This window comes from Maricaulis alexandrii (assembly GCF_005871165.1).
Taxonomy (GTDB): Bacteria; Pseudomonadota; Alphaproteobacteria; order Caulobacterales; family Maricaulaceae; genus Maricaulis; species Maricaulis alexandrii.
In genome coordinates this window covers 232,601-251,502 of the sequence record NZ_SWKP01000006.1, presented here as the reverse complement: position 1 = coordinate 251,502, position 18,902 = coordinate 232,601, and the positions used below count along the sequence as shown (strand labels likewise).

Sequence of the window (18,902 nt, the reverse complement as noted above, 5' to 3'; positions counted from 1 at the left end):
CAGAGCGGAGCGAAGGCGGAATTCGGCGCTGACGCGCCGCCCCTTCGACCCGGTGCTTTGCACCGGCCCACTTCCCCATCAAATGGGGAAGAAACCGGGCTGTTGCCAAACCTGCCCAACCCTCTGGCCCCGCCCCCGAAGGCGTGTAGGATCGCCCCGCACACCAGCCGCGGGCGTGGCGGAATTGGTAGACGCAGCAGACTTAAAATCCTTCCAGTGCCAGTTCGAGTCTGGCCATGGGCACCATTCAAATCTTTGTATTACAAAGGTTTTCAATATTTCTCTGGTTCCAGATATCTGCCTGTGATACCGTGCACAAATGATGCACAAAAACACACTCATTGACGGGAGAGCCCCGCAGGAGCGGCGATAATGGCCGTTCACAAGATTTTAGGTGGCAAAGTTCGGCTCTATCAGAGGCCCGGCACACCGCATTGGCAGTGTGCGGCCCGGTTCGATGGGAAGAACTATCGGAAAACCACCAAGGAAGAGAGCCTGTCGCTCGCTAAAGAGTTCGCCGAAGACTGGTACCTGACGCTTTGTGGAAAGGCGCGGGTAGGCGAGCTCAAAAACGAAAAAACCTTCAAGCACGCCGCCAGGCAGTTCGAACAAGAGTTCGAGATCATCACCGGCGGCACACGAAGCCCGGTCTATGTCGGTGGACATAAGCGTCGGCTGAAAAACTACCTCGTTCCTTATTTCGGTGACATGGGACTGTCCGAAATCACGGGCGGAAAGGTTCAGGAATACCGCATATATCGTCAGACAAACTCGGTGGCGCGGTTTGGGCGTGAAAATAAAAATTATGGCCCGCCGGCTCCGAGCACCATCCACCAGGAGATTGTCTGCCTGAGGCAGGTTCTAAAGACGGCCATTCGGCATGGTTGGCTGACGCATTTGCCGGACTTGTCGATGCCGTATGAAACTGCGCGGAAAGTGCGGCACCGCGCGTGGTTCTCCCAAGAGGAGTACGAGCAGCTCTACAAGGCTACCCGAAGACGAGCGGGTGAGAACAAGGGCAAGCGCTACGAGTGGGAAACCGCCCAGCTGCATGACTTTGTCCTCTTCATGGCCAACACCGGTCTTCGCCCAGATGAAGCCTACAAACTCCAATATCGGGATGTGGCGATCGTCGAGGACTACGATACCGATGAAACGATCCTGGAGATCGAGGTTCGCGGCAAGCGAGGGGTTGGGTTCTGTAAGAGTATGCCGGGGGCTGTCAGGCCGTTTCAGCGATTGGTGAAGCGCAACGACCCTGAACCGACGGATCTGGTGTTTCCGCAGTCGCACCTGACGCTTTTGAACACGATCCTCGACGAGGAGGGGCTCAAGTTCGACCGAGATGGCAATCGGCGGACGGCCTACAGTCTGCGCCACAGCTACATCTGCTTCCGTCTCATGGAAGGGGCCGACATCTATCAGGTCGCGAAAAACTGCCGAACCAGCGTTGAGATGATCGAGAAACACTACGCCGCCCACATCAAAACCAGCATCAATGCGGCGGCCGTGAATGTGCGCCGTGTGAAAAAGCACAAACCCGTCGAGGAAAAGAAGAAGCGCCAACGCTGACGTTGGCTTGTTCCCGGAACCACATCTGGTAATCAGTCAGCGCGGTTGGATTCCAGCCGCGCGTGCGGACGTGGCGGAATTGGTAGACGCAACGGACTTAAGCAATTTGAGTGCGCCAGGGGAAACCCTGGACGTAGAACCGCTCAAATTCGGGGAAGGCTAAAGGGCGAGCACTCGCCCCAAGCTAATCCCGAGCCAAGCCCTAGGCCCTAAAAAGCTCGGGGAAGGTGTAGAGACTAGACGGGCGGCGTCTAAGGCTTCGAGGCATGCTCGAAGTACGACGAAGGGATAGTCCAGACCCCAAACACTCGCGGGATGCTGCATCCTGGAAAGCGAGTGGCGGCGAAAGCCGTAGCAGGTAAGAAAATCCGTCGACCGCAAGGTCATGAGGGTTCGAGTCCCTCCGTCCGCACCACCCTTGTTGCCCGCTCTCCAGGTTCGTTCCGGGGAACACCGGCGCTGATCCGCTCCGGTCTGACCGTTTTCACGGGCCTTGTTTTGGAAACCTGCTGCGCCGGGTTCGCTTGGCGCAACGCTTGTGGGGAGGTTTCTTCGCCATGAGCTGCGCACATTTCCCCGCCCATCCAAGAAACATCCCCGCCAGCGTCTCTCCTACGGGACGCCTCTGACGAGGTGCGCCGCTCTCCCGAACGCAGCCGATCGCTCTCCAACAGGCCGTGAATGAACACGGTCTCGAACAGGAGACAGATCAATGACTACCGGCTTTGAACCCCGCATCTACGTTGCCTGCTTGGCGGCCTACAATAACGGCTATCTGCACGGCTCCTGGATCGATGCCACCGACGATCTGGAGCGTATCCAGGACCAAGTAAACGCGATGCTCGAAGCGTCCCCAATCTCGGATGCCGAAGAATATGCCATCCACGACTATGAAGGTTTCGGCGGTGCCGACATCGGCGAATACGCCGGATTGGCACGAGCCCATGAACTGGCGCTCTTTGTCGAGGAACACCAGGGCCTCGGCGCGTTGGTGCTCGAACACGTCTCAGGAGACCTTGAAGACGCGCGCACGATGCTGGAGCGCTACAGCGGCACATACACCTCAGGGGCTGCATTTGCGGAAGAATATGTTGAGCAGTGGTACGAGATTCCGGAACAGCTCGCGTATTACATCGACTACGATGCCATGGCCCGGTCACTTCAGCTCGGTGGAGAAATCGAAACCGTCACCGAAGGGTTCGAGGAGGTTCACATCTTCTGGGGGCAATAGCCCCCACCGCCGCAAATGTCGGACGTTTGTTTTCTCCATCTTCCGGTTTTGGCCCCGGCCATAAGGCCGTGACAACAGGGTGGAGACTGCAACATGAAACTACGGGCATGGCCGGCCAAAGGGGCCACAAGACGGATCTATATCAACCATCGAGGCCACTGGAGCGTCGATGTCTGGCTGGAGCCTTCCAAGGCGAAACCGGATTGGCAGCTGACCGTCAAACTGAAAGATGCGGAGAGTGAACGGCGGAGCAAGGAGCTCGTCGCCGATTTCACAACCAGTGTTCGGGCGTTTCTTGCCGAGCTGGTCCTCCGCAAATGGGGTGTGGCCGACATCCAGGACATTCACTGGTCGGAATGGCTAGACCTGGCGAGATCGCCACGCAAGCAGTGCTATTGAGCCGGGGCATGTTCTTTCAGGCGCGTGCGACAGCAGATCGTTACGTGCACACCGGCGCGGGCAAACATTTGTCCGAGTTCACACCCGATGACGCCACCGCCGATAACCACCATGCTCTCTGGCAGCCGATCTAGTTCGAGCGCACTGGTCGAATCTAGTGTTTGAACGTTTTCGATGCCAGGGATCGGCGGGATGCTGCTGGAAGAGCCAGTAGCAATGATGATCTTCGCAGCGCGTATTGCCCGCCCGTCGAAAGCAACACCGCCCTCTACTAGGCGGGCAGGAGCTTTCGTTTCGATGTAGTCGATATTTTCGTATTCGGGCAGCAAGGCTTCGTATTTTTTGTCACGAAGACCCGAAACAAGTGCGTCTTTTTGCGCCTGGACCGCTGGCCAGTCATCGACCCTGGATGCCACGGACACACCCGCAAACCTGCGGGCAGCAGCGCCTGAGTGCGCCGCTTCCATAGCGCGGATCAGGGCCTTCGATGGCACGCAGCCAACGTTTACGCATGTGCCGCCAATCGTTCCGTGACCGATTATCGCCACGCGCGCGCCAGCTTCGGCGGCGGTGATCGCCGCCGAGAATCCAGCGGACCCGGCGCCAACAACGGCGATGTCGTATTCGCCATTGTTCCCATCTGAGCAGCAATCTTTCATTCGTGACTTCTCCGTCTGACCAGTGATCTGGCGGCGCTTTTAGTGTTGATGTTCTGCTTCGGAATGGTCGGCATCTTCGGCGTTGGAGGCATGTGCGGGATAACCAGCATCGGTGGATGCCTGACCAACAAGCGCTGCAGTTGTCACACTCGGATCAAATCGAACAATTGCGGTCTTGGTTTCGAAGTCCACTTCAACCGAATCCACGCCTTCAACACGGCTCATCGCAGTCCGAACTGTGATCGGGCAGGTCGCACACGTCATGTTCTCGATGTCGAATGTAGCGGTTTCTGTTTGAGCAACGACTATATTCGTCTTTGCTGATGTCTCTGACGGCGCATAATTGAATGCCGACAAACCGGCTCCTGCGATACCGAGCAGGGCTACGGATAGTATTACGGTGGATGTTCGTTTCATTGTGTGTCTCCTAGTAAAAAAATGGGGCCCACCAGTCGATCGTTGCGGCGAGCAGAACGATCGCCAAGCCGACCCAGAGGGCGATTTGGGTGATGATGTTGGATTGGGGTTTTGCGCAATATGAGCCGTCTTCGCATGGTGGCTCAGACTTGAAATAGACGTGCCAAAATCCCGCGCCGATAAAGGCCAGCGTCACCACTATGAAGTAGGGCTTGTACGGATCGAGCGCGGTGAGCGACCCGATCCACGCGCCACTGACGCCGGCGAGTACCAACACCAAAGGCAAGATGCAGCAGGATGACGCCACAATGGCGCCGATAATGCCTCCCGCTGCGAGCCAGCCTCGTTTTTGACGGGGGGCTGGTGTTTGGTCGCTCGATTGTTCGATTTCGGTCATTCGTTTTCTTGCTCATTCCTCGATTTTCAACTAGGCTAATCCCTGTAGTGACTACAGACTCAAGGAGAAAATGAACACGAAAACACACGCTCGCGTGAAGGCACTTACGAGAGGCGAGCTTGCACGTCTCACCGGCTGCCACGCAGAAACCATTCGCTACTACGAAACTCAGGGCGTGCTGCCTGCGCCTCGCCGCGCAGAAAACGGATACCGACTTTACGACCGCCGCCACATCGCGGTTCTGACCTTCATCAGACAATTCCGAGATCTAGGGTTCTCGCTGAACCAATGTCGTGCGCTGCTGCGTTTGGAGCGCGACCATTCTGGCCAGTGCCAGGCGGTTGCTAGCGAGATCAACGCCCATATTGAGGTGGTCGAAGGGCGTATAGCGGAACTGAAATCAGTCGCGTCCACGCTGCGCGCGGCGGCCAGAAAGTGCTCAATTGAACCGAACGCCGGCTGTCACGTTCTGGACGCGTTACTCCAAGTCGATGCTGATAAGTCCTCCGGCGCGAAGTCGTAGAGAGCATCAACTATCGGGCATTCCGGCACGACACCGCCGTCGCACTGTGAGGCCATGTCACCAAGAACACTTTCTAGACGTTTTAGGTCCGCAATTTTCTTACGCACCGATGCCAAGTGGTCGAGAGTTATATCTCGCACCTGACCACAGCTATAGGCGTTGTTGTCGACCAAGCTGAGGAGGTTCTGGACCTCGGCGACAGCAAATCCGAGATCGCGTGCGCGCATCAAAAACTTGAGCCGTCGAACATCGTCATCCGAATAGGTTCGAAACCCATTTGCCGCACGAGCAGGTTCGGGCATGAGGCCGATGCTCTCATAGTACCGCACAGTCTCTAGATGGCAGCCCGTGAGTTTGGCGAGTTTACCGCGGGTGATGTTCATCAAGTCGTCTCGGTTTGTTGCTGCGCTCAGTCTAGGGTTTTTGACCAAACCGCTTGCGTTCCCAGTTGTCGATGGCCCGGATTGGGCCCGGGCAATAGTGATCACGTGCGCGGCGCCCGGCCAGCCGACCAATCAAAATCGGGAGAGCCCGCATCTCGCAGCCGGCCGTCGCGAAGATCGCCGCGAGCACGAACGATATCCCAAGATGCCCGTAGACATAGATGTTCAATATCGCGATCGCGTTCCAGAGCGATGATGACGCGACTTCACCGGTTGATTGCCAACCCAAATAGGCGGCCGCTGCGATGCCCAGCGCTGCAAGGAGGCGTGGCCAGAACGATAGCTTAATGCCGAAGCCAATGTTCACCGTGTAGGGAATGAGCTGCAATGCGAAGAGCGTAAATCCAATCACGGAGAGATTGGTAAGCGCGCCAACGTCGCCAAAACTCACAATCTGATAGACCCAATAAAGTGAGCCGTAGCCAAAGAGCGCGCGAGCAGCACGACCGATCCACCCTGGCGGTGGAATTGTGCCAGCGTCGTCGAAACGGAACGTCGGTTTAGCGTCTGCCATGTTACCTCCGCGTCCAATCCAAAACCCAACTTTGAAGTTTGAACTCGTACTGCGGCAGGATGAATGCGGCGATGAGGAACGTTGTTCCGATCACCCACCAGATCCAAAAAGATCTCGATGCTTGGCCGCGCCATATTGCATAGGACGCCGCAACGGCGAGCAATCCCGCAGATGTCCAGAAGAAGTAAGGTTGCCAGCGCGCGAACCAGCCAAGCTTCGCGACCAATCCACTCGCGACCCCGAAGTGCACAAGCATTATCGGGATGACGCAACACGACGCGCCTACGAAAGCGGCGAAGCCGCCGAGCACGCCGCCGCTCGAAAGCGCTCTTGAGAGCCAACCTTGATCTGTACCCGCTACTGACATAACGCCACAATAACATCTGTAGTTACTACAGATGCAAGGCGTTCTGGGCCGTAGAGCGATCACGAGTTCGAGACTGCTCGCCCCTTAGGAGGGGCGAGACGCTGACGCTATCCCACCCTTACCCACCCTTTGGGCCTGCGGCCTGAAGCGTGATCCAAATTGGCCTTAACCCGGCCAATTGTGTCTCCCACTTCTTGAAGAAGAATCCGTCTTGTGACGGCTTCTTGGCGACGGCCTTCCTAGAGTCCCCAAGTGGGGACGCGTCAGGCCCTCGTGACACATGTGCCACGGTGTTTGGGGTGAAGCATCGGTGCAACGTCACATGTGTCGGTTGTGCTATAGCTCGGCGTTTCAACCTGGAGTATGCTTCCGCGGATGAGATCGACTTGGGCGAGAGCAAGCAGGATGTATACGGGCAAAAATGCTCCGTTACATGTATACCATTCAGACCACACAAAGTGTGTCCTCAAGGCATATCCTGCTTGTCCTTCAAGTGCCAGGAGGGCTTAACGAATGCCGCCAAAGGGTCATCGAAAGTCACGCGCCGAGGTTCGATCCGAGAGGATCGACGTCTATGTCACGCCAACTGAGTTGGCGGCCATAAACGAGGCGGCGGAGACTTGCGATCAGACCCGTGCGGCCTTCGTGCGTGCATGTGCGTTGGGGGCTCGTCCCCAAGCGAAACCTGCACGCGTCACAGCGGATGCCATTCGCCAACTGACCTCGATTGGGAACAATCTCAATCAGCTTGCAAAGCAGGCCAACGCCGGCTTCGTGGTATCCGCTCCCGCGGTACACGCAACCCTGGACGCCGTCCTGTCCGCTGTGCGCCGGCTCAGCTGAGCTTTCTTGTGATCGGAGAAGCTCAGACCGGAACCGGCTTTGGCGGCCTCGCCCGATACCTCGCCACGGGGCAGCGTGGCGATCGACCTGAGAGGGTCGAGTGGGCAGAGGCGCGCAATCTGCCGACAACCGATCCGGACACATATCCTGCGATGATGCGTGCCACGGCGCGGATGTCGCGACGGGTCCAAGATCCCGTCTTTCATTTTTCTGTTAGTTGGCCAGTAGACGAGCAGCTCGAGCCCGACGCCATGGCGGGCGTCGCAGATCAAACGCTCTCAGATCTCGGTTTATCGGAGCATCAGTCGGTCATCGTCTGTCACAACGATACGGAGCACCCGCATCTCCATGTGATGGTTAATCGGGTGCATCCGGAAACCGGCAAGGCCTGGCCAAAGTGGCGCTACAAGACCCGCCTTGAACGCTCTCTCAAAACCCAAGAGAGGGAGTTAGGCCTACAGGAGGTTCCTGGAAGGCTCTCCCGTGTGTTGAGCTTTGGGGAGCGTTTGAAGAAACGGGCTGAAGGCGGATTTGACGTCAATGCGCTTGTCGCCTGGGGCAAGGACAAGATCGGTGAGTTGCGCCAGTTCATTCGGCCGCACTTCGATGAAGCGTCCTCATGGAATGATCTTGAAGATCGGGTTTCCGAGCGTGGGCTTGGTATCCATGGCAAGGGCCAAGGATTGATCTTCAGCGACGGGAAAGGCTTTGCCAAACTCTCCCAGGTCGGGGGCAAGAGGCATCGGTTGGCTATGCTCGAAGCGCGCTTCGGTGACTGGAAGAGCTATGAGGCGGAGCGGAAGAAGTCCGGTGGCCCCATTCGTCGTGGGGACCTTCTTCTTCATGTAGAAGAACAAGAAGAAATAGATCGCCGGCTAAGCCGTCGGCGTGGGCGTGATCGCGACGATGATGATCGCGAGCGCTAAGGCGTGACGCACGTCACGCTCACCTCAGAAATGTCATGGTATGGCTGCGCGGTTTTTCGAGGGAGCTGATTGTGGCGGAATACATTTTGAATAAGAACAAGCAGAGCGCGGCGGCTGGTGGAAATTACGAGGTTCACAACGTCTCCACCTGCAGCTATTTGCCAAATCCTGAAAACAGAATTCACATCGGTTATTACGAGACGTGCGGCCCTGCGAAAGCCGAGGCTAAGCGGAAGTTTCCAGCCAATGCCTCAGACATCGATGGCTGTGCCCATTGTTGCCCAGCTTGCCATACCGGCTGATTGTTTATGTCGAGTGGTTGTGGATTGACCGTTCGGTTTGAAATTTATCTCAAACATACACTTATGGTGTGAGTTTGAGGGGAAAATTAAACTATTGGGTTGTGGTGGTTTAATAAATGCCGTAAACTTACACCATGAGTGTAAGAAGCGCGACAAAAATAAACCAACTTTTGAGTGACGTGCCGGCTGGTGTCGTGATGCTCTCAGCTTGGTTGAAAAAGCGGGGATATGGTCCCTCGCTACAGCAGCGATACAGAGAGAATGGTTGGTTGGAGGCTCTAGGCAATAGAGTTCTCAAGAGAGCGGGAGATGAGGTTGATTACCTCGGGGCGCTCTATGCGCTCCAAACTCAACTCGGTTCGTCAATACATCCAGGTGGTCGGACGGCCTTAAACCTCACCCGCAATGCGCACTACCTCGAGTTTTCGACCAAACGGGCCGTTCTCTTCGGCGCAGATGGTGAGGCTCTACCAACCTGGTTCAAGAACCATGATTGGGGAGCAAAAATCGATTTTCATGCCTCCAAGTTTCTACCGCCAGAACTCGGATTGGTAGAACTGGAACACAAGGCATTTACGCTCAAGGTCTCGGGGGCGGCGAGGGCTCTCATGGAGTGCCTATATCTTGCGCCTAAAGACCAGGACCTGGTTGAATGTTACGAGGTCATGGAGGGGCTAAACAATCTCCGGCCGGCGCAGGTTCAAAAGCTCCTTGAGGCGTGTGGGTCGATCAAGGTGAAGCGCCTTTTTCTCTTCATGGCGAACAAGGCAGGCCATGATTGGCTGAACTATCTCAAGCTAGATCGCGTTGACCTGGGCAGTGGGAAACGCCGCATCGTCAATGATGGTGTCTACGACGCAACCTACCTAATAACCGTACCAAGAGCGCTGGCGATCGATGCAGAGTAAAGTCTACCAAGATCAGGTTCGATTGTTGCTCAGCGTCCTTCCGGAGGTGGCGAAGGAGGAGTGCTTTGCCTTGCATGGCGGCACGGCCATCAATTTATTCGTGCGAGACATGCCACGGTTGTCGGTTGATATCGATCTGACCTATGTGCCGATCCAAGATCGCCAAACCTCGTTCGCGGAGATCCGCGCAGCACTCGGGCGGATCAAAGGTCGTGTCGAGGGCATACTTGCAGGCGTTCGCATCGAACCGCGTGATGACATTTTAAAACTGTTGATCTCGCACGACGGTGCGAAGATCAAACTTGAGGTCAATCAAATCGGGCGCGGCGTTCTATCGCCTCCGGTCACAATGCCGCTGTGCGACGCTGCCCAAGAAATGTTTGACGCGTTCTGCGCAGTTCCGATGGTTTCGCTAGGGCAGCTCTACGGTGGCAAAATCTGTGCGGCACTAGACCGTCAACATCCGCGCGACCTGTTTGATGTTCGCTATTTGCTCGATAACGAAGGGTTCTCGGACGATATTAGAGAGGGCTTCGTTCTGATGCTCGCAAGCTCAAATCGTCCCTTCCACGAAGTCCTGTTTCCAAACTTGATCGATCAGCGCGATGCTATGGCCAACCATTTTGATGGGATGACCGTAGAAGAGTTCTCCTACGACGACTTTGAAGCAACCCGCGATGAACTCATCAGCGTTGTCCAAAACGCGTTGAAGGGATCGGACAAGGCGTTCCTTCTCAGTCTGAAGAGCGGTCAGCCCGACTGGTCAATCTACGACTTTCAACGTTTCCCGGCGGTTCAGTTCAAGTTGCAGAACCTTGAGAAACTCAAAGAAGCAAACCCTCAAAAGCACGCTGCGCAATATCAAGCGCTCGCGGAGAAACTTGGCATGGAGCAAGATGAGCAAGCCTAACACCGTGCTCGCTCCGGCAACCCCGCAAGGGGGTATGCCCTCCGCTGCGCTCGGTGTTGCTGGGAAGGCGTCGGCTCCGAGGGAATGCCGGTGTGTCTCACCAAGGGAATGGTGACGGAAGTTAGTGGAATAATCCGCGGACGAATGCCCAAGTGCGCTGGAGCCAGCTCGTGGACTCGATTCCTTCCGTTTTCTTTTTCCTGTCGGTCTGTCGAATCTGAGTTATTTGCTGATTGTGCATGTCGCCAGCCCACTGCACCTGTCCATCGCGGATCCAGTAGTGCGAACGACATGGGAAGCTCCAATTGCCAATAGACGGGTGAAGCGAAACTGTTTCACCATCGTAGACCAGCTTCCAGTCTGTCCGGCTAAGCGGTGTGACGACTTCAAGGCCGCAACCGCACTCACAAAGATGAACTGCGGTGGCAAATTCGACTGAAACATACAATGTCCCAGGTTCGATCGCCTCTGGGATCGCATCAACGAACTCGTGTTTGATTTGCTTATTCTTCATGGAAATGGCTGTTCGTTATGACGTTGCCGTCGATTGTGAAATTGGATTGGTGCTCCCGCTCCAGATCCCCGTAAAATCCGAAAAGTTTCTTCCACCGAATAACCGCCAGCGAAGCATTCAACGCATTCAGATCAGCAATCTGAATGTTTTGCCGATACGCATCATCAACGTCGGTTGCGCCGGTGTTTACACAGGTCGTGAAATGAGACCGCTGATTGGGCGAGCTGGTGGTCGTGCGAACGACGCCAAAAAGAGCGTCGTCCACAATACTGATGCCCATTCCGACGTCGATGAAGGGGATTCCATCCGCTTCGAGCTTTTCGGCGATTGCGCCCTTTAATTCGCCTTTGTCGATCGCAACGAACACAAAGTCCATGCCATCAAGGAGCGCCAAATTCTCGACCGACAAATACTCCGGGTGAGGAACGATACCTTTCCGCATCGAGCCATAGGTGTCCGCCAGGTGTTCCACCTTCTTGAGCCGTTTTCGCAGCTGTTCGACGGTAATAGCGCCCGGCGCCCTAAAGGCGTTGTGCTGGATGAACTCGTCACCATCAATCAAATGAATTTCGCGGACGGGCGTCTTGGCAACAAGATCAAGGATGTACGCTCCCGTACCGCCTAGGCCAACAATAGCGATTTTCGAAAGCTTCAGTTTCTCTACAATCCCAGCAACTCCAGCGCGGCTTGAAGCGGTGTCGATGTAATTGAATGGCGAGTCTTCATCGCTCGGTTCTATTACCGCAAAAGTGCGCGCGGTGACTGTCGGATCGATGGCTTCCGCTGGTCCGGAAATCATCGCCGCATAAGTCGTCATTTTCTCGTAGTAATCTGCGTAGCGACCAGTGCCGGTGGGCTTGCATGAGAAGGTTCGTTCAACGACGAGGCCGTCCCCAAGGTTTTCACGAGTTGTGCTGTGGACCATGTTTTTTAAAGCACAGCCGTCTTTGTCGCACGGGTGCTCACCCGCGAATTTCATTACATGAGTGCTGGGTTGCGCCGTTTGATCGCCCGCGAGATCGAGAACGGAAACAAGCGTGCCGCGCCTTATGGTTTTGTCACCGGCGACATAGGGCACATTGCTGACGACAAGATGGCCCGACACGATGGATACTTCGTACCCATCATCAAAGAGTTTTCGTAGATCTGCGCTACGACTTATCAGTTGCTGTGACATTGAAGATCATACCTTTTTTGACCTTCACCATTTCTCCTTCCGCCAGATTGCCGTCCGGCTTGTTGCCGTGCCCCTTACGATAGGTGATGGTGAAACAAATGAATTCGCCGGTCGGCGGATTGTCGAATGCGAGCTCAACAAGCTCATCAGATGAGATTGTTTTCCCGCTCACTGTCTTCTCGCGACCGTTGACGACGATCGAGAGTTCCTTGTTCGGTTTCTTTTCGTTTTTCATTCTGGTGTTCCTTCTGCTCTAACCTTTAGGCGGATACGGATCGTTGCCGTGGCTATCGCTCTGGGCAATCCGTCCATCCTTGTTGTGGATGCGAAGCTCACTACCCTGGTTGCGACTGATCTCGCGTCCACGGCTAACCGCTTCTTGTTTCGTGTCATGGTGGCTACTTGCGCGTTGCGCGCCACCTCCTTTGACGTCCCATCCCCCGTTCGGGTTTGGAACGATGTGGTGGGACTTGGGCCCTTTACTCATTATCTATCTCCGTAGTTATTGGTTCATTTTATGCGCACAAAAAGTTCGCTATACCGAACAACATAATTCATTGATATTCGGAAGTCAAGGTGATAATGTTCGGAAAAACGAACAAGGAGATAGCGCTATGGCAGGGGACCTGGGTGCTCGAATTAAAGAGTTGCGAAAAAAGCGCGGCCTAACCTTAGATCAGCTTGCTGAGCTGACCGGATCGAGCAAAAGTTATATATGGGAGCTGGAGAACAAGGCACCGCCGCGGCCGTCCGCGGACAAGCTCTCGAAGATTGCTGACAAGCTCGGCGTTACCATCACTTATCTGATTGGCGAGCAGGCGGAAGAGGATGCGACCGATGCGAATTTCTATCGCAATTTCCAGAAGCTCGATAAGGAAAAGAAAGAGATGTTGCGGCGCATGGTCCAAGTCTGGGACGATGATGAATGACTAGGGAGCGTTCTCCGACACGCTGGGCATTTGATATAACGCTGGTACTCAATGAAGTGCTGAAGGACGGTCGGTTTCCCGTCCCTGTTATCGATGTGGCAAAGGAATATTCCAAACAGATATATCCCGATGATGCCATCACGCTGATCAAGCCTGGGCGCCTTGATGGGTTCGAAGGCATGCTAGCGCCTGCGCCTCGCGATCGTGGCAAGACTGGCTGGGGGATCTTTTACAATGATGGCATCGAAGTGCCGAGCAGGGTCAACTTCACCTTAGCGCATGAATTCGGCCACTACCTGGTCCATCGAAAGCAATTTCCAGACGGGCGAGAGTGTAGCCAGCGGGATATGACCCGCTGGGATAGCGAGTATGCGAAAATTGAATCTGAGGCGAATTTGTTCGCCGCAAATTTGCTAATGCCGCTCGATGATTTTCGCGGTCAGCTTCCAGCAGATGTAGCGCCAACCTTTGACGACATCGGTGCATGTGCGTCGCGATACGACGTGTCGTTGACGGCAGCCATCCTGAGATGGCTTGAGTACACGTCGAAAAGGTCGTTGCTCGTTGCGTCGACTGATGGCTTCGTGCTTTGGGCAAAACCAAGTCGGCCGGCACTACGATCTAGGCTCTACATTAAAACGCGAGGCGTGCCGCCGGTGCCATTACCGGAAAGTTCACCGGCAGCCGACCGTGCCGTTGTGATCGATCAAACGACTAGTATGGCTCACGCGCCAGGTGTCTGGTTTCCCAAGGAGGGGTGCGAAGAACTGGTGTTGTTCGCTGACCGTTTCGATTTCGCCCTGTCGCTGCTCCATTTTGGCGATGAACCACGCGGCGGTTTCGATGAGGAGGCCGACGACGATGACGCGAGGCTCCTCGCGTCAGATCAAGGTATGCGTTGGAAATAGGCTGTGCACATATGTGCATCTATCTGCTCGGTCCCGAAAATGGCGTGCGCCGGCCTTCCAGCTTTTGCTATCTAGGCGGATACGCACTTCGTACCCATCGACAGACTTTTTCGATCGATTGTCTGGTTATCAAAGAGTTACCGTTCGGAGCGGATAATTCCGGTCTGACGGGTGTGCACACACTCACAACTCGGTGAGGTCGCCAAAGCTGTCAATTTGAACACATTTTCGTACACAATACTAAAGTATATCTAAAATAATCACCTAAAAACAACGGTTTATGTCTTGATGTATACGACTTAAAATCTGTCGGCCGCAAGGTCATGCCGGTTCAAGTCCGGCCGCCCGCACCAGGTTTTTGATCTCACGGCAGTTCGCTGCGCGAACGCATCCGATGGGGCGGCGCATCAGGCGCCGGCGCGCAGTCGCGCTTGCGAGCCCGGCGGGCTCGTAAGAAACTTGCGTCCTGATTGGCGGTGTTAAGTTCAGCCAAAGGGGCGACTAGGATGAAGCGGCGGAAAATATACTCGGTCGGCGAGCACTGCGTTGCCGACAACGGGAATATCATCCGGGTGTTGAACCCGGATATGGCAGGGGTTGGCTCGGATGGCATCAACATCCGCAACCTTGAAGTGGAAGGCCCTGACGGGGCTTTATGGCGAGTTTCTTACACGCTCCCCTACAAGACCGACGTGGAAAATTACATTGTATCCCTGTCGGTAGAGATTGCGGGCGGCTTGCTCGACAGCGGCATGAAATCCTATTTTGCGACCGATTTTCACGGGTTCGAATACAAATTATCGCCTGACATGAAGGCAACCACGACGACGGGACGTCGATCCAAATAGACTAACCCCGCCGCTTCCGCGGCATCATCCATTTCAGCCGGTAAAACGTCAGCACAACTCCGGCCAGGCCGAACACGATCGACACGGCTGCGAACATCTTGATCCACCAGGAATTGAAGTTTTCCCGGGTGTCCCAGTCCATGATGTGCAGGCCCCAGAAGAAGTCGTAGACACGCCAGAGCGTGGTTCGGACGGCGCGCAGCTCGCCGGTCTGGGAATTGATATAGAAGGTCGCCGGATCCTCCGGGCCAAACTCGAAACGCCAGGCAGGCACGCCCAGCCCGGCTTCGCGCGGCGGATTGTCCAGACGGTCCTGCGCGATCAACCCGCCATTCCCGGCATAGCGGAAGAGAGCGATCTGGCGGGCCAGGTCTTCGGAGACCGGGGTGAGGTCGGCGCCGGTACGGGCATCCACCATGGCGGGGCCGTTTTCGGTGGTCAGGCGCCAGACCGGTTCACCGGCCAGCCAGCCGGTCGTCGCATCGGTTACCGGGGAGGTCTGCGTCGCCAGCACATTGGCCAGGGGCAGGGCGTCCTCGGCCCAGTTGATCGCGGCTTCCTGCACAGGCGTGCGCAAATGCTCGCCGCGCACTGTCTCGATGTCCCACAGCACCATGATCAGGCCGGAGACCAGCCACAGCATCACCTGGACGCCGACAACCAGGCCCAGCCAGAGATGGATCTGACCCATCAATCGAAACAGTTTCATGCGATCTCCCCCGAAAAGCCGAAACGGCCACCGCGACCCTAGCCGCGGTGGCCGTTCTCAGGCTAGCCCCGGATGCTGATCCGCACGCCCAGGGAACGCTCATTGCCCGGCAGGCGTTCGCCCAGGGCAATGTCGGAGCCGGCATTGCGGTTATACCCGGCCAGATGGTCTCGCCAGGCCTGGTCGAGAATATTCTCGATCCCGGCCGAGAGGCTGACACCCTCGCGGATATCCCAGCGGGCATAGGCATTGAGCAGGACCTGACCCGGCGTCGCCTGCTCGCCATTGGACAGCGAGACCCGGTCCTGCTCGGCGGTCGCCAGCGTTTCCAGGGTCGCGCTCCAGACCGACGCATCATAGCTCACACCGACCCGCAGATTGGGCGGCGCGACGCGATAGAGATTGTCGTCGATATCGCGGCGCTCCCCGCGCACCCAGGACAGCGTCCCGTCCACACGCCAATGGGCATCGACCCGATAGCCGAAATCGGCGTCCAGCCCGTAGAGTTCCGCCTCGACATTGCCGAAGCGCAGCGGCGTCGGATCGCCATTCATCGCAGAGACCATTTCCACCGGCGTGTCGATCAGGCCGGGTGTGGCGTCAAAGGGGACGCCCTGGATGTAGTTCTCGATCCGGCGGATGAAGAGGGTGGGGCGGGCATAGGCGCGCTCACTCGCCCAATCCAGCCCGATCTCGCCGATCCAGGCGGTCTCGGCTTCAAGGTCCGTATCGCCGACATAGGTATTGCCATCGGCCAGACCGCCACTGGCCGGTGTCGGCAGCCAGGCAAAACGCTCCACATAGCCCGGTGCGCGGGTCTTGCGGGCCAGGGTCACGCGCAATGTGGCGCTGTCATTGAGCGGACGCCACAGGCGGACGACCGCATCCAGCGTGTCATCCTCCCAGCTCCGGTCAGTCTGGTTGAACGCCATGGCCAGCATGCCCGGCATGGCCGGTGCTGCGGCCCCGGTCGTGGCCAGTCCGGCTCCGGCCGTGTGGTGATCCACCCGCAGGCCCAGCTCGCCCTGCCAGCCGGAAGGCAGCGCACCTGCCCATTCCACGAACCCGCCGGTCCGTTCCATTTCGATGTCCGGGAAGGAGGTCAGGAAGAAGGCGGAATTGGCCGGATTGGTGATGGTGACGCTGTGATCGGCGGCCCGGTGATCCAGACCGACGCGCAGCTCGCCACCCATAGCCTCCGTCGCCAGTGCGGCCGACAGGGTCCGGGTCTGGGCCTGCGCATAGGTTTCGCGCCAGCGCATCATCGCCGGAGCCGGACGCAGATCGTAATTGTTCATGGCATGGTCCACATCGCTCCAGCCGGCACCCAGCTCCAGCCGCACCGTGTCGAACTCACCGCGATAGCGCAGCTGCGCCATGTCGGTGTCGAAATAGCGGATATCCATCGGGAAGGGCGGATTGCCGGACGGCCCGGTCTCGGACCGGCGAATGTCCAGCGCCAGCTCATGGCCGCCGGACTGCCAGCCGCCGCCCAGTCCGAAGACACGGCGCTCATGCTCGGACCCGCCGATCGTGCCATAGGGCGTTTCCCGGTCGCCGCCGGCTTCCTGCGATCCCAGCACGTGGAAGCGCCAGCTCGCATTGGCCAGGCTGACCAGTCCGCCCGCGGCGTAGCTCTCATCGGCGCTGTGGGCCGCCAGGGTCAGGTCGTAACCCGTTTCAAAATCCGCGCCTTCGCCGAAGCGCGAGGATTTCAGGACCGCATCCAGGCCGCCCGCCAGGCCCGGGCCGGCGTTGACCGGGCTGACACCCCGGTCCACTTCGATCCGTTCGATCAGCGGCACCGGCGCATAGTGCAGGGGCGGGTCCATCAGATTGGGACCACCGGAGGCAAAGCTCTGGCCATTGATGCGGATATTCAGCCGGTCTCCGAAAAGGCCGCGATACTGGACTTGGCCCGACAGGACGCCATTGCCGATCGAGGCCGCGCCCGGCAGGCGTGCGATCAGGGCGGTGGTGTCGGCGCCGGCGACGACCGGTTCGCTGTCTGGCGAAACGGATTGGGTCTGTGTCAGCGCGCTGCGCTGGCCGGTCACGGTGATGACATCGGTCAGCGGGCTGGTCTGGGCCAGGGCGACCGGGCTGGCAGACAGGGACAGCACGGCCAGGCTGGCCGGCAAAAAGATTTTGGACATGGGGATACGCTCCGAAGCCCGCAGCGCGTCGGGCTGCGGGTCATTGATTCACAAACGGGTTTGGGAATTCAGAGCGTGGCGGGTGGAGCGCGGGCCGGCGGCAGCCGGTCCCGCAGGACCGCACCATTGTGCCGGATGGCTTGCGGCGCGGGCGCGCGTGCCTGCGACAGGCGGGGCACCCAGGTCGCGATCTCGACGAGGGGCGCATCGGCGGCGGCCATTGCGGCAGTGCAGGGCGGACGCGGATCATCCTTGTCCGTCGTGCCATGGGCGGTGTCGCTGACTTCGCCGGTTTCCAGTTCAACCCAGCGGGTTGCGCTGCCTTCACCGGTACAGAAGACGACGGCCAGCCGGCCATCCTCGCCGCGATCGAGCATATAGCCCTGCGGAATGGCCGAATGCACGCTGGCCGCAATCAGGGCCAGGGCGAGCAGGCATTGGGCGAACAGCCCACGCGCATATCTCAGATCCGACAACATCAACCGGCCTCTAGCACCCCGCCTGTGGGCAAGCCATGCGGCAAATCACCCTTTCACTGGGCAAGCGGGCAGGGCGGGGCTAGCGTGGGGGCATGCCGCACCGTGCTGTCCATACCCATTTGCTCGACGCCGCCGAGCCGCTCTTCCCGGACCTCCACGCTGCGCTGACGCGCCTGGGTCCGTTGGAATTTCCCCGGCGGGATGATCAGGGCTTTCCCGAATATCTCTGCCGCGCCATTGCCGGACAGCAGATCTCCGTGAAGGCCGCCCGCAGCATCTGGTCCCGCGTGGAGGAGAGTGCCGGTGGTGTGCCGCTACTGGATCACTTCCATGAGGGCAATACGGCGTGCTTGCGCGGCTGTGGCCTCTCCGGGGCCAAGACGAAGACCATCATCACCATTGCCGACACGCACCGCACGGTCGGGCTCGACACCGAGGAGCTCCGCGCCCTCAGCGTGCCGGAACGCACTGCACGCCTGACTTCGATCTGGGGTGTAGGCCAGTGGACGGCAGACATGATGAACATGTTCTATTTCGGCGAACCGGACATCTGGCCCGATGGCGATGTTGCCGCCCGAAAGACGCTGGAGCGCCTCACCTCCAAACGCCGCAAGACGGTCCGCACGGCGCAGATGTTCAAACCCTACCGCTCCTGGCTCGCCCTCTACATGTGGGCCCATGTCGACGCGCCGCCGGATGGGGACGTGGTCTGAAGCCCCGCCGCAAATTGCCCTATACGTCACTTCATCGCCTGCTCGACATCCCATACCG

The 18,902-nt window shown here is 57.7% G+C and carries 24 protein-coding genes and 1 tRNA gene; 13 read left to right on the top strand and 12 right to left on the bottom strand.

Annotated features, from left to right (window positions below; translation table 11 throughout):
* Positions 1–175 precede the first annotated feature (175 nt).
* The 4 genes from FCS99_RS16100 (at position 176) to FCS99_RS07545 (ending at position 3,202) form a co-directional block, all read left to right on the top strand.
* A tRNA-Leu gene (locus FCS99_RS16100) sits at positions 176–246 on the top strand.
* 126 nt (positions 247–372) lie between these two features.
* Positions 373–1,572, top strand: a complete 1,200-nt coding sequence (locus FCS99_RS07560) for a tyrosine-type recombinase/integrase (RefSeq protein ID WP_138511468.1) — start codon at positions 373–375, stop codon at positions 1,570–1,572.
* A 712-nt stretch (positions 1,573–2,284) separates the two neighbouring features.
* Positions 2,285–2,803: an antirestriction protein ArdA gene (locus FCS99_RS07550; RefSeq protein ID WP_138511467.1), complete on the top strand. Its 519-nt coding sequence runs from the start codon at positions 2,285–2,287 to the stop codon at positions 2,801–2,803.
* A 93-nt stretch (positions 2,804–2,896) separates the two neighbouring features.
* Complete coding sequence (locus FCS99_RS07545; RefSeq protein WP_138511466.1) at positions 2,897–3,202, top strand: hypothetical protein; 306 nt, start codon at positions 2,897–2,899, stop codon at positions 3,200–3,202.
* Here the strand turns inward: FCS99_RS07545 and FCS99_RS07540 are convergent.
* From FCS99_RS07540 to FCS99_RS07530, 3 genes are read right to left on the bottom strand one after another with little or no spacing between them, the layout of a single operon-like run.
* A complete protein-coding gene (locus tag FCS99_RS07540; protein ID WP_325053214.1) occupies positions 3,196–3,861 on the bottom strand; it encodes an FAD-dependent oxidoreductase in 666 nt (221 codons plus the stop codon). The two genes, FCS99_RS07545 and FCS99_RS07540, sit on opposite strands and share 7 nt — an antisense overlap.
* A gap of 39 nt (positions 3,862–3,900) precedes the next feature.
* Positions 3,901–4,278 carry a cation transporter gene (locus tag FCS99_RS07535; protein WP_011644265.1) on the bottom strand — a complete coding sequence of 126 codons (378 nt, stop codon included), beginning with the start codon at positions 4,276–4,278 and terminating at the stop codon, positions 3,901–3,903.
* Positions 4,279–4,288: 10 nt separating this feature from the next.
* Positions 4,289–4,675: a mercuric transporter MerT family protein gene (locus FCS99_RS07530; protein WP_011644264.1), complete on the bottom strand. Its 387-nt coding sequence runs from the start codon at positions 4,673–4,675 to the stop codon at positions 4,289–4,291.
* Between the two features lie 70 nt (positions 4,676–4,745).
* Here FCS99_RS07530 and FCS99_RS07525 point away from each other — a divergent pair, with 70 nt between their 5' ends.
* The gene (locus FCS99_RS07525; protein WP_011644263.1) at positions 4,746–5,198 is read left to right on the top strand and encodes a MerR family transcriptional regulator; all 453 of its coding nucleotides are present in this window, start codon (positions 4,746–4,748) and stop codon (positions 5,196–5,198) included.
* On the opposite strand, the gene FCS99_RS07520 is transcribed toward FCS99_RS07525, so the two are convergent.
* Positions 5,138–5,581 (bottom strand): MerR family transcriptional regulator, encoded by a 444-nt coding sequence (locus FCS99_RS07520; protein ID WP_171036282.1) that lies wholly within the window; start codon positions 5,579–5,581, stop codon positions 5,138–5,140. The genes FCS99_RS07525 and FCS99_RS07520 overlap by 61 nt on opposite strands.
* A gap of 31 nt (positions 5,582–5,612) precedes the next feature.
* Complete coding sequence (locus FCS99_RS07515; protein WP_011644261.1) at positions 5,613–6,155, bottom strand: hypothetical protein; 543 nt, start codon at positions 6,153–6,155, stop codon at positions 5,613–5,615.
* An 880-nt stretch (positions 6,156–7,035) separates the two neighbouring features.
* On the opposite strand from FCS99_RS07515, the gene FCS99_RS16395 reads away from it, so the two are divergent.
* The 4 genes from FCS99_RS16395 (at position 7,036) to FCS99_RS07490 (ending at position 10,411) form a co-directional block, all read left to right on the top strand.
* Entirely contained in the window at positions 7,036–7,365 is a 330-nt protein-coding gene (locus tag FCS99_RS16395; protein WP_138511464.1) for a plasmid mobilization protein, read from the top strand.
* An 8-nt stretch (positions 7,366–7,373) separates the two neighbouring features.
* Entirely contained in the window at positions 7,374–8,291 is a 918-nt protein-coding gene (locus tag FCS99_RS07505; protein WP_171036281.1) for a relaxase/mobilization nuclease domain-containing protein, read from the top strand.
* Positions 8,292–8,727: 436 nt separating this feature from the next.
* A complete protein-coding gene (locus FCS99_RS07495) occupies positions 8,728–9,501 on the top strand; it encodes a type IV toxin-antitoxin system AbiEi family antitoxin (protein WP_138511461.1) in 774 nt (257 codons plus the stop codon).
* Complete coding sequence (locus FCS99_RS07490; RefSeq protein ID WP_138511460.1) at positions 9,491–10,411, top strand: nucleotidyl transferase AbiEii/AbiGii toxin family protein; 921 nt, start codon at positions 9,491–9,493, stop codon at positions 10,409–10,411. The genes FCS99_RS07495 and FCS99_RS07490 overlap by 11 nt, the downstream gene beginning before the upstream one ends.
* A 121-nt stretch (positions 10,412–10,532) precedes the next feature.
* Here the strand turns inward: FCS99_RS07490 and FCS99_RS07485 are convergent, their stop codons facing one another.
* Genes FCS99_RS07485 through FCS99_RS07470 form a run of 4 tightly spaced genes read right to left on the bottom strand, consistent with a single transcriptional unit; the run spans position 10,533 to position 12,589 of the window.
* On the bottom strand, positions 10,533–10,925 hold the full coding sequence (locus FCS99_RS07485) for a DUF6527 family protein (protein ID WP_199288121.1): 393 nt from the start codon (positions 10,923–10,925) through the stop codon (positions 10,533–10,535).
* Positions 10,915–12,102: a ThiF family adenylyltransferase gene (locus FCS99_RS07480; protein ID WP_138511459.1), complete on the bottom strand. Its 1,188-nt coding sequence runs from the start codon at positions 12,100–12,102 to the stop codon at positions 10,915–10,917. The genes FCS99_RS07485 and FCS99_RS07480 overlap by 11 nt, the downstream gene beginning before the upstream one ends.
* A complete protein-coding gene (locus FCS99_RS07475) occupies positions 12,077–12,337 on the bottom strand; it encodes a multiubiquitin domain-containing protein (protein ID WP_138511458.1) in 261 nt (86 codons plus the stop codon). Before FCS99_RS07475 ends, FCS99_RS07480 begins: the two co-directional genes overlap by 26 nt.
* Positions 12,338–12,355: 18 nt before the next feature.
* On the bottom strand, positions 12,356–12,589 hold the full coding sequence (locus tag FCS99_RS07470) for a DUF2188 domain-containing protein (RefSeq protein WP_138511457.1): 234 nt from the start codon (positions 12,587–12,589) through the stop codon (positions 12,356–12,358).
* A 127-nt stretch (positions 12,590–12,716) separates the two neighbouring features.
* Here FCS99_RS07470 and FCS99_RS07465 point away from each other — a divergent pair, with 127 nt between their 5' ends.
* From FCS99_RS07465 to FCS99_RS07455, 3 genes are all read left to right on the top strand, one after another.
* Positions 12,717–13,031, top strand: coding sequence for a helix-turn-helix domain-containing protein (locus FCS99_RS07465; protein WP_138511456.1), 315 nt, complete (start codon positions 12,717–12,719; stop codon positions 13,029–13,031).
* Entirely contained in the window at positions 13,028–13,939 is a 912-nt protein-coding gene (locus FCS99_RS07460; RefSeq protein ID WP_138511455.1) for an ImmA/IrrE family metallo-endopeptidase, read from the top strand. Before FCS99_RS07465 ends, FCS99_RS07460 begins: the two co-directional genes overlap by 4 nt.
* A gap of 506 nt (positions 13,940–14,445) precedes the next feature.
* Positions 14,446–14,787 (top strand): hypothetical protein, encoded by a 342-nt coding sequence (locus FCS99_RS07455; protein WP_138511454.1) that lies wholly within the window; start codon positions 14,446–14,448, stop codon positions 14,785–14,787.
* 1 nt (position 14,788) lies between these two features.
* On the opposite strand, the gene FCS99_RS07450 is transcribed toward FCS99_RS07455, so the two are convergent.
* The 3 genes from FCS99_RS07450 to FCS99_RS07440 form a co-directional block, all read right to left on the bottom strand.
* A complete protein-coding gene (locus tag FCS99_RS07450) occupies positions 14,789–15,496 on the bottom strand; it encodes a PepSY domain-containing protein (protein ID WP_138511453.1) in 708 nt (235 codons plus the stop codon).
* A 62-nt stretch (positions 15,497–15,558) separates the two neighbouring features.
* Positions 15,559–17,652, bottom strand: coding sequence for a TonB-dependent receptor (locus tag FCS99_RS07445; protein ID WP_138511452.1), 2,094 nt, complete (start codon positions 17,650–17,652; stop codon positions 15,559–15,561).
* A 68-nt stretch (positions 17,653–17,720) separates the two neighbouring features.
* A complete protein-coding gene (locus FCS99_RS07440; protein WP_138511451.1) occupies positions 17,721–18,131 on the bottom strand; it encodes a DUF2946 family protein in 411 nt (136 codons plus the stop codon).
* 92 nt (positions 18,132–18,223) lie between these two features.
* On the opposite strand from FCS99_RS07440, the gene FCS99_RS07435 reads away from it, so the two are divergent.
* A complete protein-coding gene (locus FCS99_RS07435; protein ID WP_138511450.1) occupies positions 18,224–18,844 on the top strand; it encodes a DNA-3-methyladenine glycosylase family protein in 621 nt (206 codons plus the stop codon).
* Positions 18,845–18,902: the final 58 nt, after the last annotated feature.

What these genes read in the sequence shown, in the direction of transcription:
- FCS99_RS16395 (WP_138511464.1), top strand. Translation starts at nt 7,036, where the DNA reads ATGCCGCCAAAGGGTCATCGAAAGTCACGCGCCGAGGTTCGATCCGAG.
- FCS99_RS07495 (WP_138511461.1), top strand. Translation starts at nt 8,728, where the DNA reads ATGAGTGTAAGAAGCGCGACAAAAATAAACCAACTTTTGAGTGACGTG.
- FCS99_RS07560 (WP_138511468.1), top strand. Translation starts at nt 373, where the DNA reads ATGGCCGTTCACAAGATTTTAGGTGGCAAAGTTCGGCTCTATCAGAGG.
- FCS99_RS07540 (WP_325053214.1), bottom strand. Translation starts at nt 3,861, where the DNA reads ATGAAAGATTGCTGCTCAGATGGGAACAATGGCGAATACGACATCGCC.
- FCS99_RS07475 (WP_138511458.1), bottom strand. Translation starts at nt 12,337, where the DNA reads ATGAAAAACGAAAAGAAACCGAACAAGGAACTCTCGATCGTCGTCAAC.
- FCS99_RS07460 (WP_138511455.1), top strand. Translation starts at nt 13,028, where the DNA reads ATGACTAGGGAGCGTTCTCCGACACGCTGGGCATTTGATATAACGCTG.
- FCS99_RS07470 (WP_138511457.1), bottom strand. Translation starts at nt 12,589, where the DNA reads ATGAGTAAAGGGCCCAAGTCCCACCACATCGTTCCAAACCCGAACGGG.
- FCS99_RS07525 (WP_011644263.1), top strand. Translation starts at nt 4,746, where the DNA reads ATGAACACGAAAACACACGCTCGCGTGAAGGCACTTACGAGAGGCGAG.
- FCS99_RS07520 (WP_171036282.1), bottom strand. Translation starts at nt 5,581, where the DNA reads ATGAACATCACCCGCGGTAAACTCGCCAAACTCACGGGCTGCCATCTA.
- FCS99_RS07440 (WP_138511451.1), bottom strand. Translation starts at nt 18,131, where the DNA reads ATGTTGTCGGATCTGAGATATGCGCGTGGGCTGTTCGCCCAATGCCTG.
- FCS99_RS07480 (WP_138511459.1), bottom strand. Translation starts at nt 12,102, where the DNA reads ATGTCACAGCAACTGATAAGTCGTAGCGCAGATCTACGAAAACTCTTT.
- FCS99_RS07490 (WP_138511460.1), top strand. Translation starts at nt 9,491, where the DNA reads ATGCAGAGTAAAGTCTACCAAGATCAGGTTCGATTGTTGCTCAGCGTC.
- FCS99_RS07535 (WP_011644265.1), bottom strand. Translation starts at nt 4,278, where the DNA reads ATGAAACGAACATCCACCGTAATACTATCCGTAGCCCTGCTCGGTATC.
- FCS99_RS07550 (WP_138511467.1), top strand. Translation starts at nt 2,285, where the DNA reads ATGACTACCGGCTTTGAACCCCGCATCTACGTTGCCTGCTTGGCGGCC.
- FCS99_RS07450 (WP_138511453.1), bottom strand. Translation starts at nt 15,496, where the DNA reads ATGAAACTGTTTCGATTGATGGGTCAGATCCATCTCTGGCTGGGCCTG.
- FCS99_RS07545 (WP_138511466.1), top strand. Translation starts at nt 2,897, where the DNA reads ATGAAACTACGGGCATGGCCGGCCAAAGGGGCCACAAGACGGATCTAT.
- FCS99_RS07435 (WP_138511450.1), top strand. Translation starts at nt 18,224, where the DNA reads ATGCCGCACCGTGCTGTCCATACCCATTTGCTCGACGCCGCCGAGCCG.
- FCS99_RS07465 (WP_138511456.1), top strand. Translation starts at nt 12,717, where the DNA reads ATGGCAGGGGACCTGGGTGCTCGAATTAAAGAGTTGCGAAAAAAGCGC.
- FCS99_RS07455 (WP_138511454.1), top strand. Translation starts at nt 14,446, where the DNA reads ATGAAGCGGCGGAAAATATACTCGGTCGGCGAGCACTGCGTTGCCGAC.
- FCS99_RS07485 (WP_199288121.1), bottom strand. Translation starts at nt 10,925, where the DNA reads ATGAAGAATAAGCAAATCAAACACGAGTTCGTTGATGCGATCCCAGAG.
- FCS99_RS07515 (WP_011644261.1), bottom strand. Translation starts at nt 6,155, where the DNA reads ATGGCAGACGCTAAACCGACGTTCCGTTTCGACGACGCTGGCACAATT.
- FCS99_RS07530 (WP_011644264.1), bottom strand. Translation starts at nt 4,675, where the DNA reads ATGACCGAAATCGAACAATCGAGCGACCAAACACCAGCCCCCCGTCAA.
- FCS99_RS07445 (WP_138511452.1), bottom strand. Translation starts at nt 17,652, where the DNA reads ATGTCCAAAATCTTTTTGCCGGCCAGCCTGGCCGTGCTGTCCCTGTCT.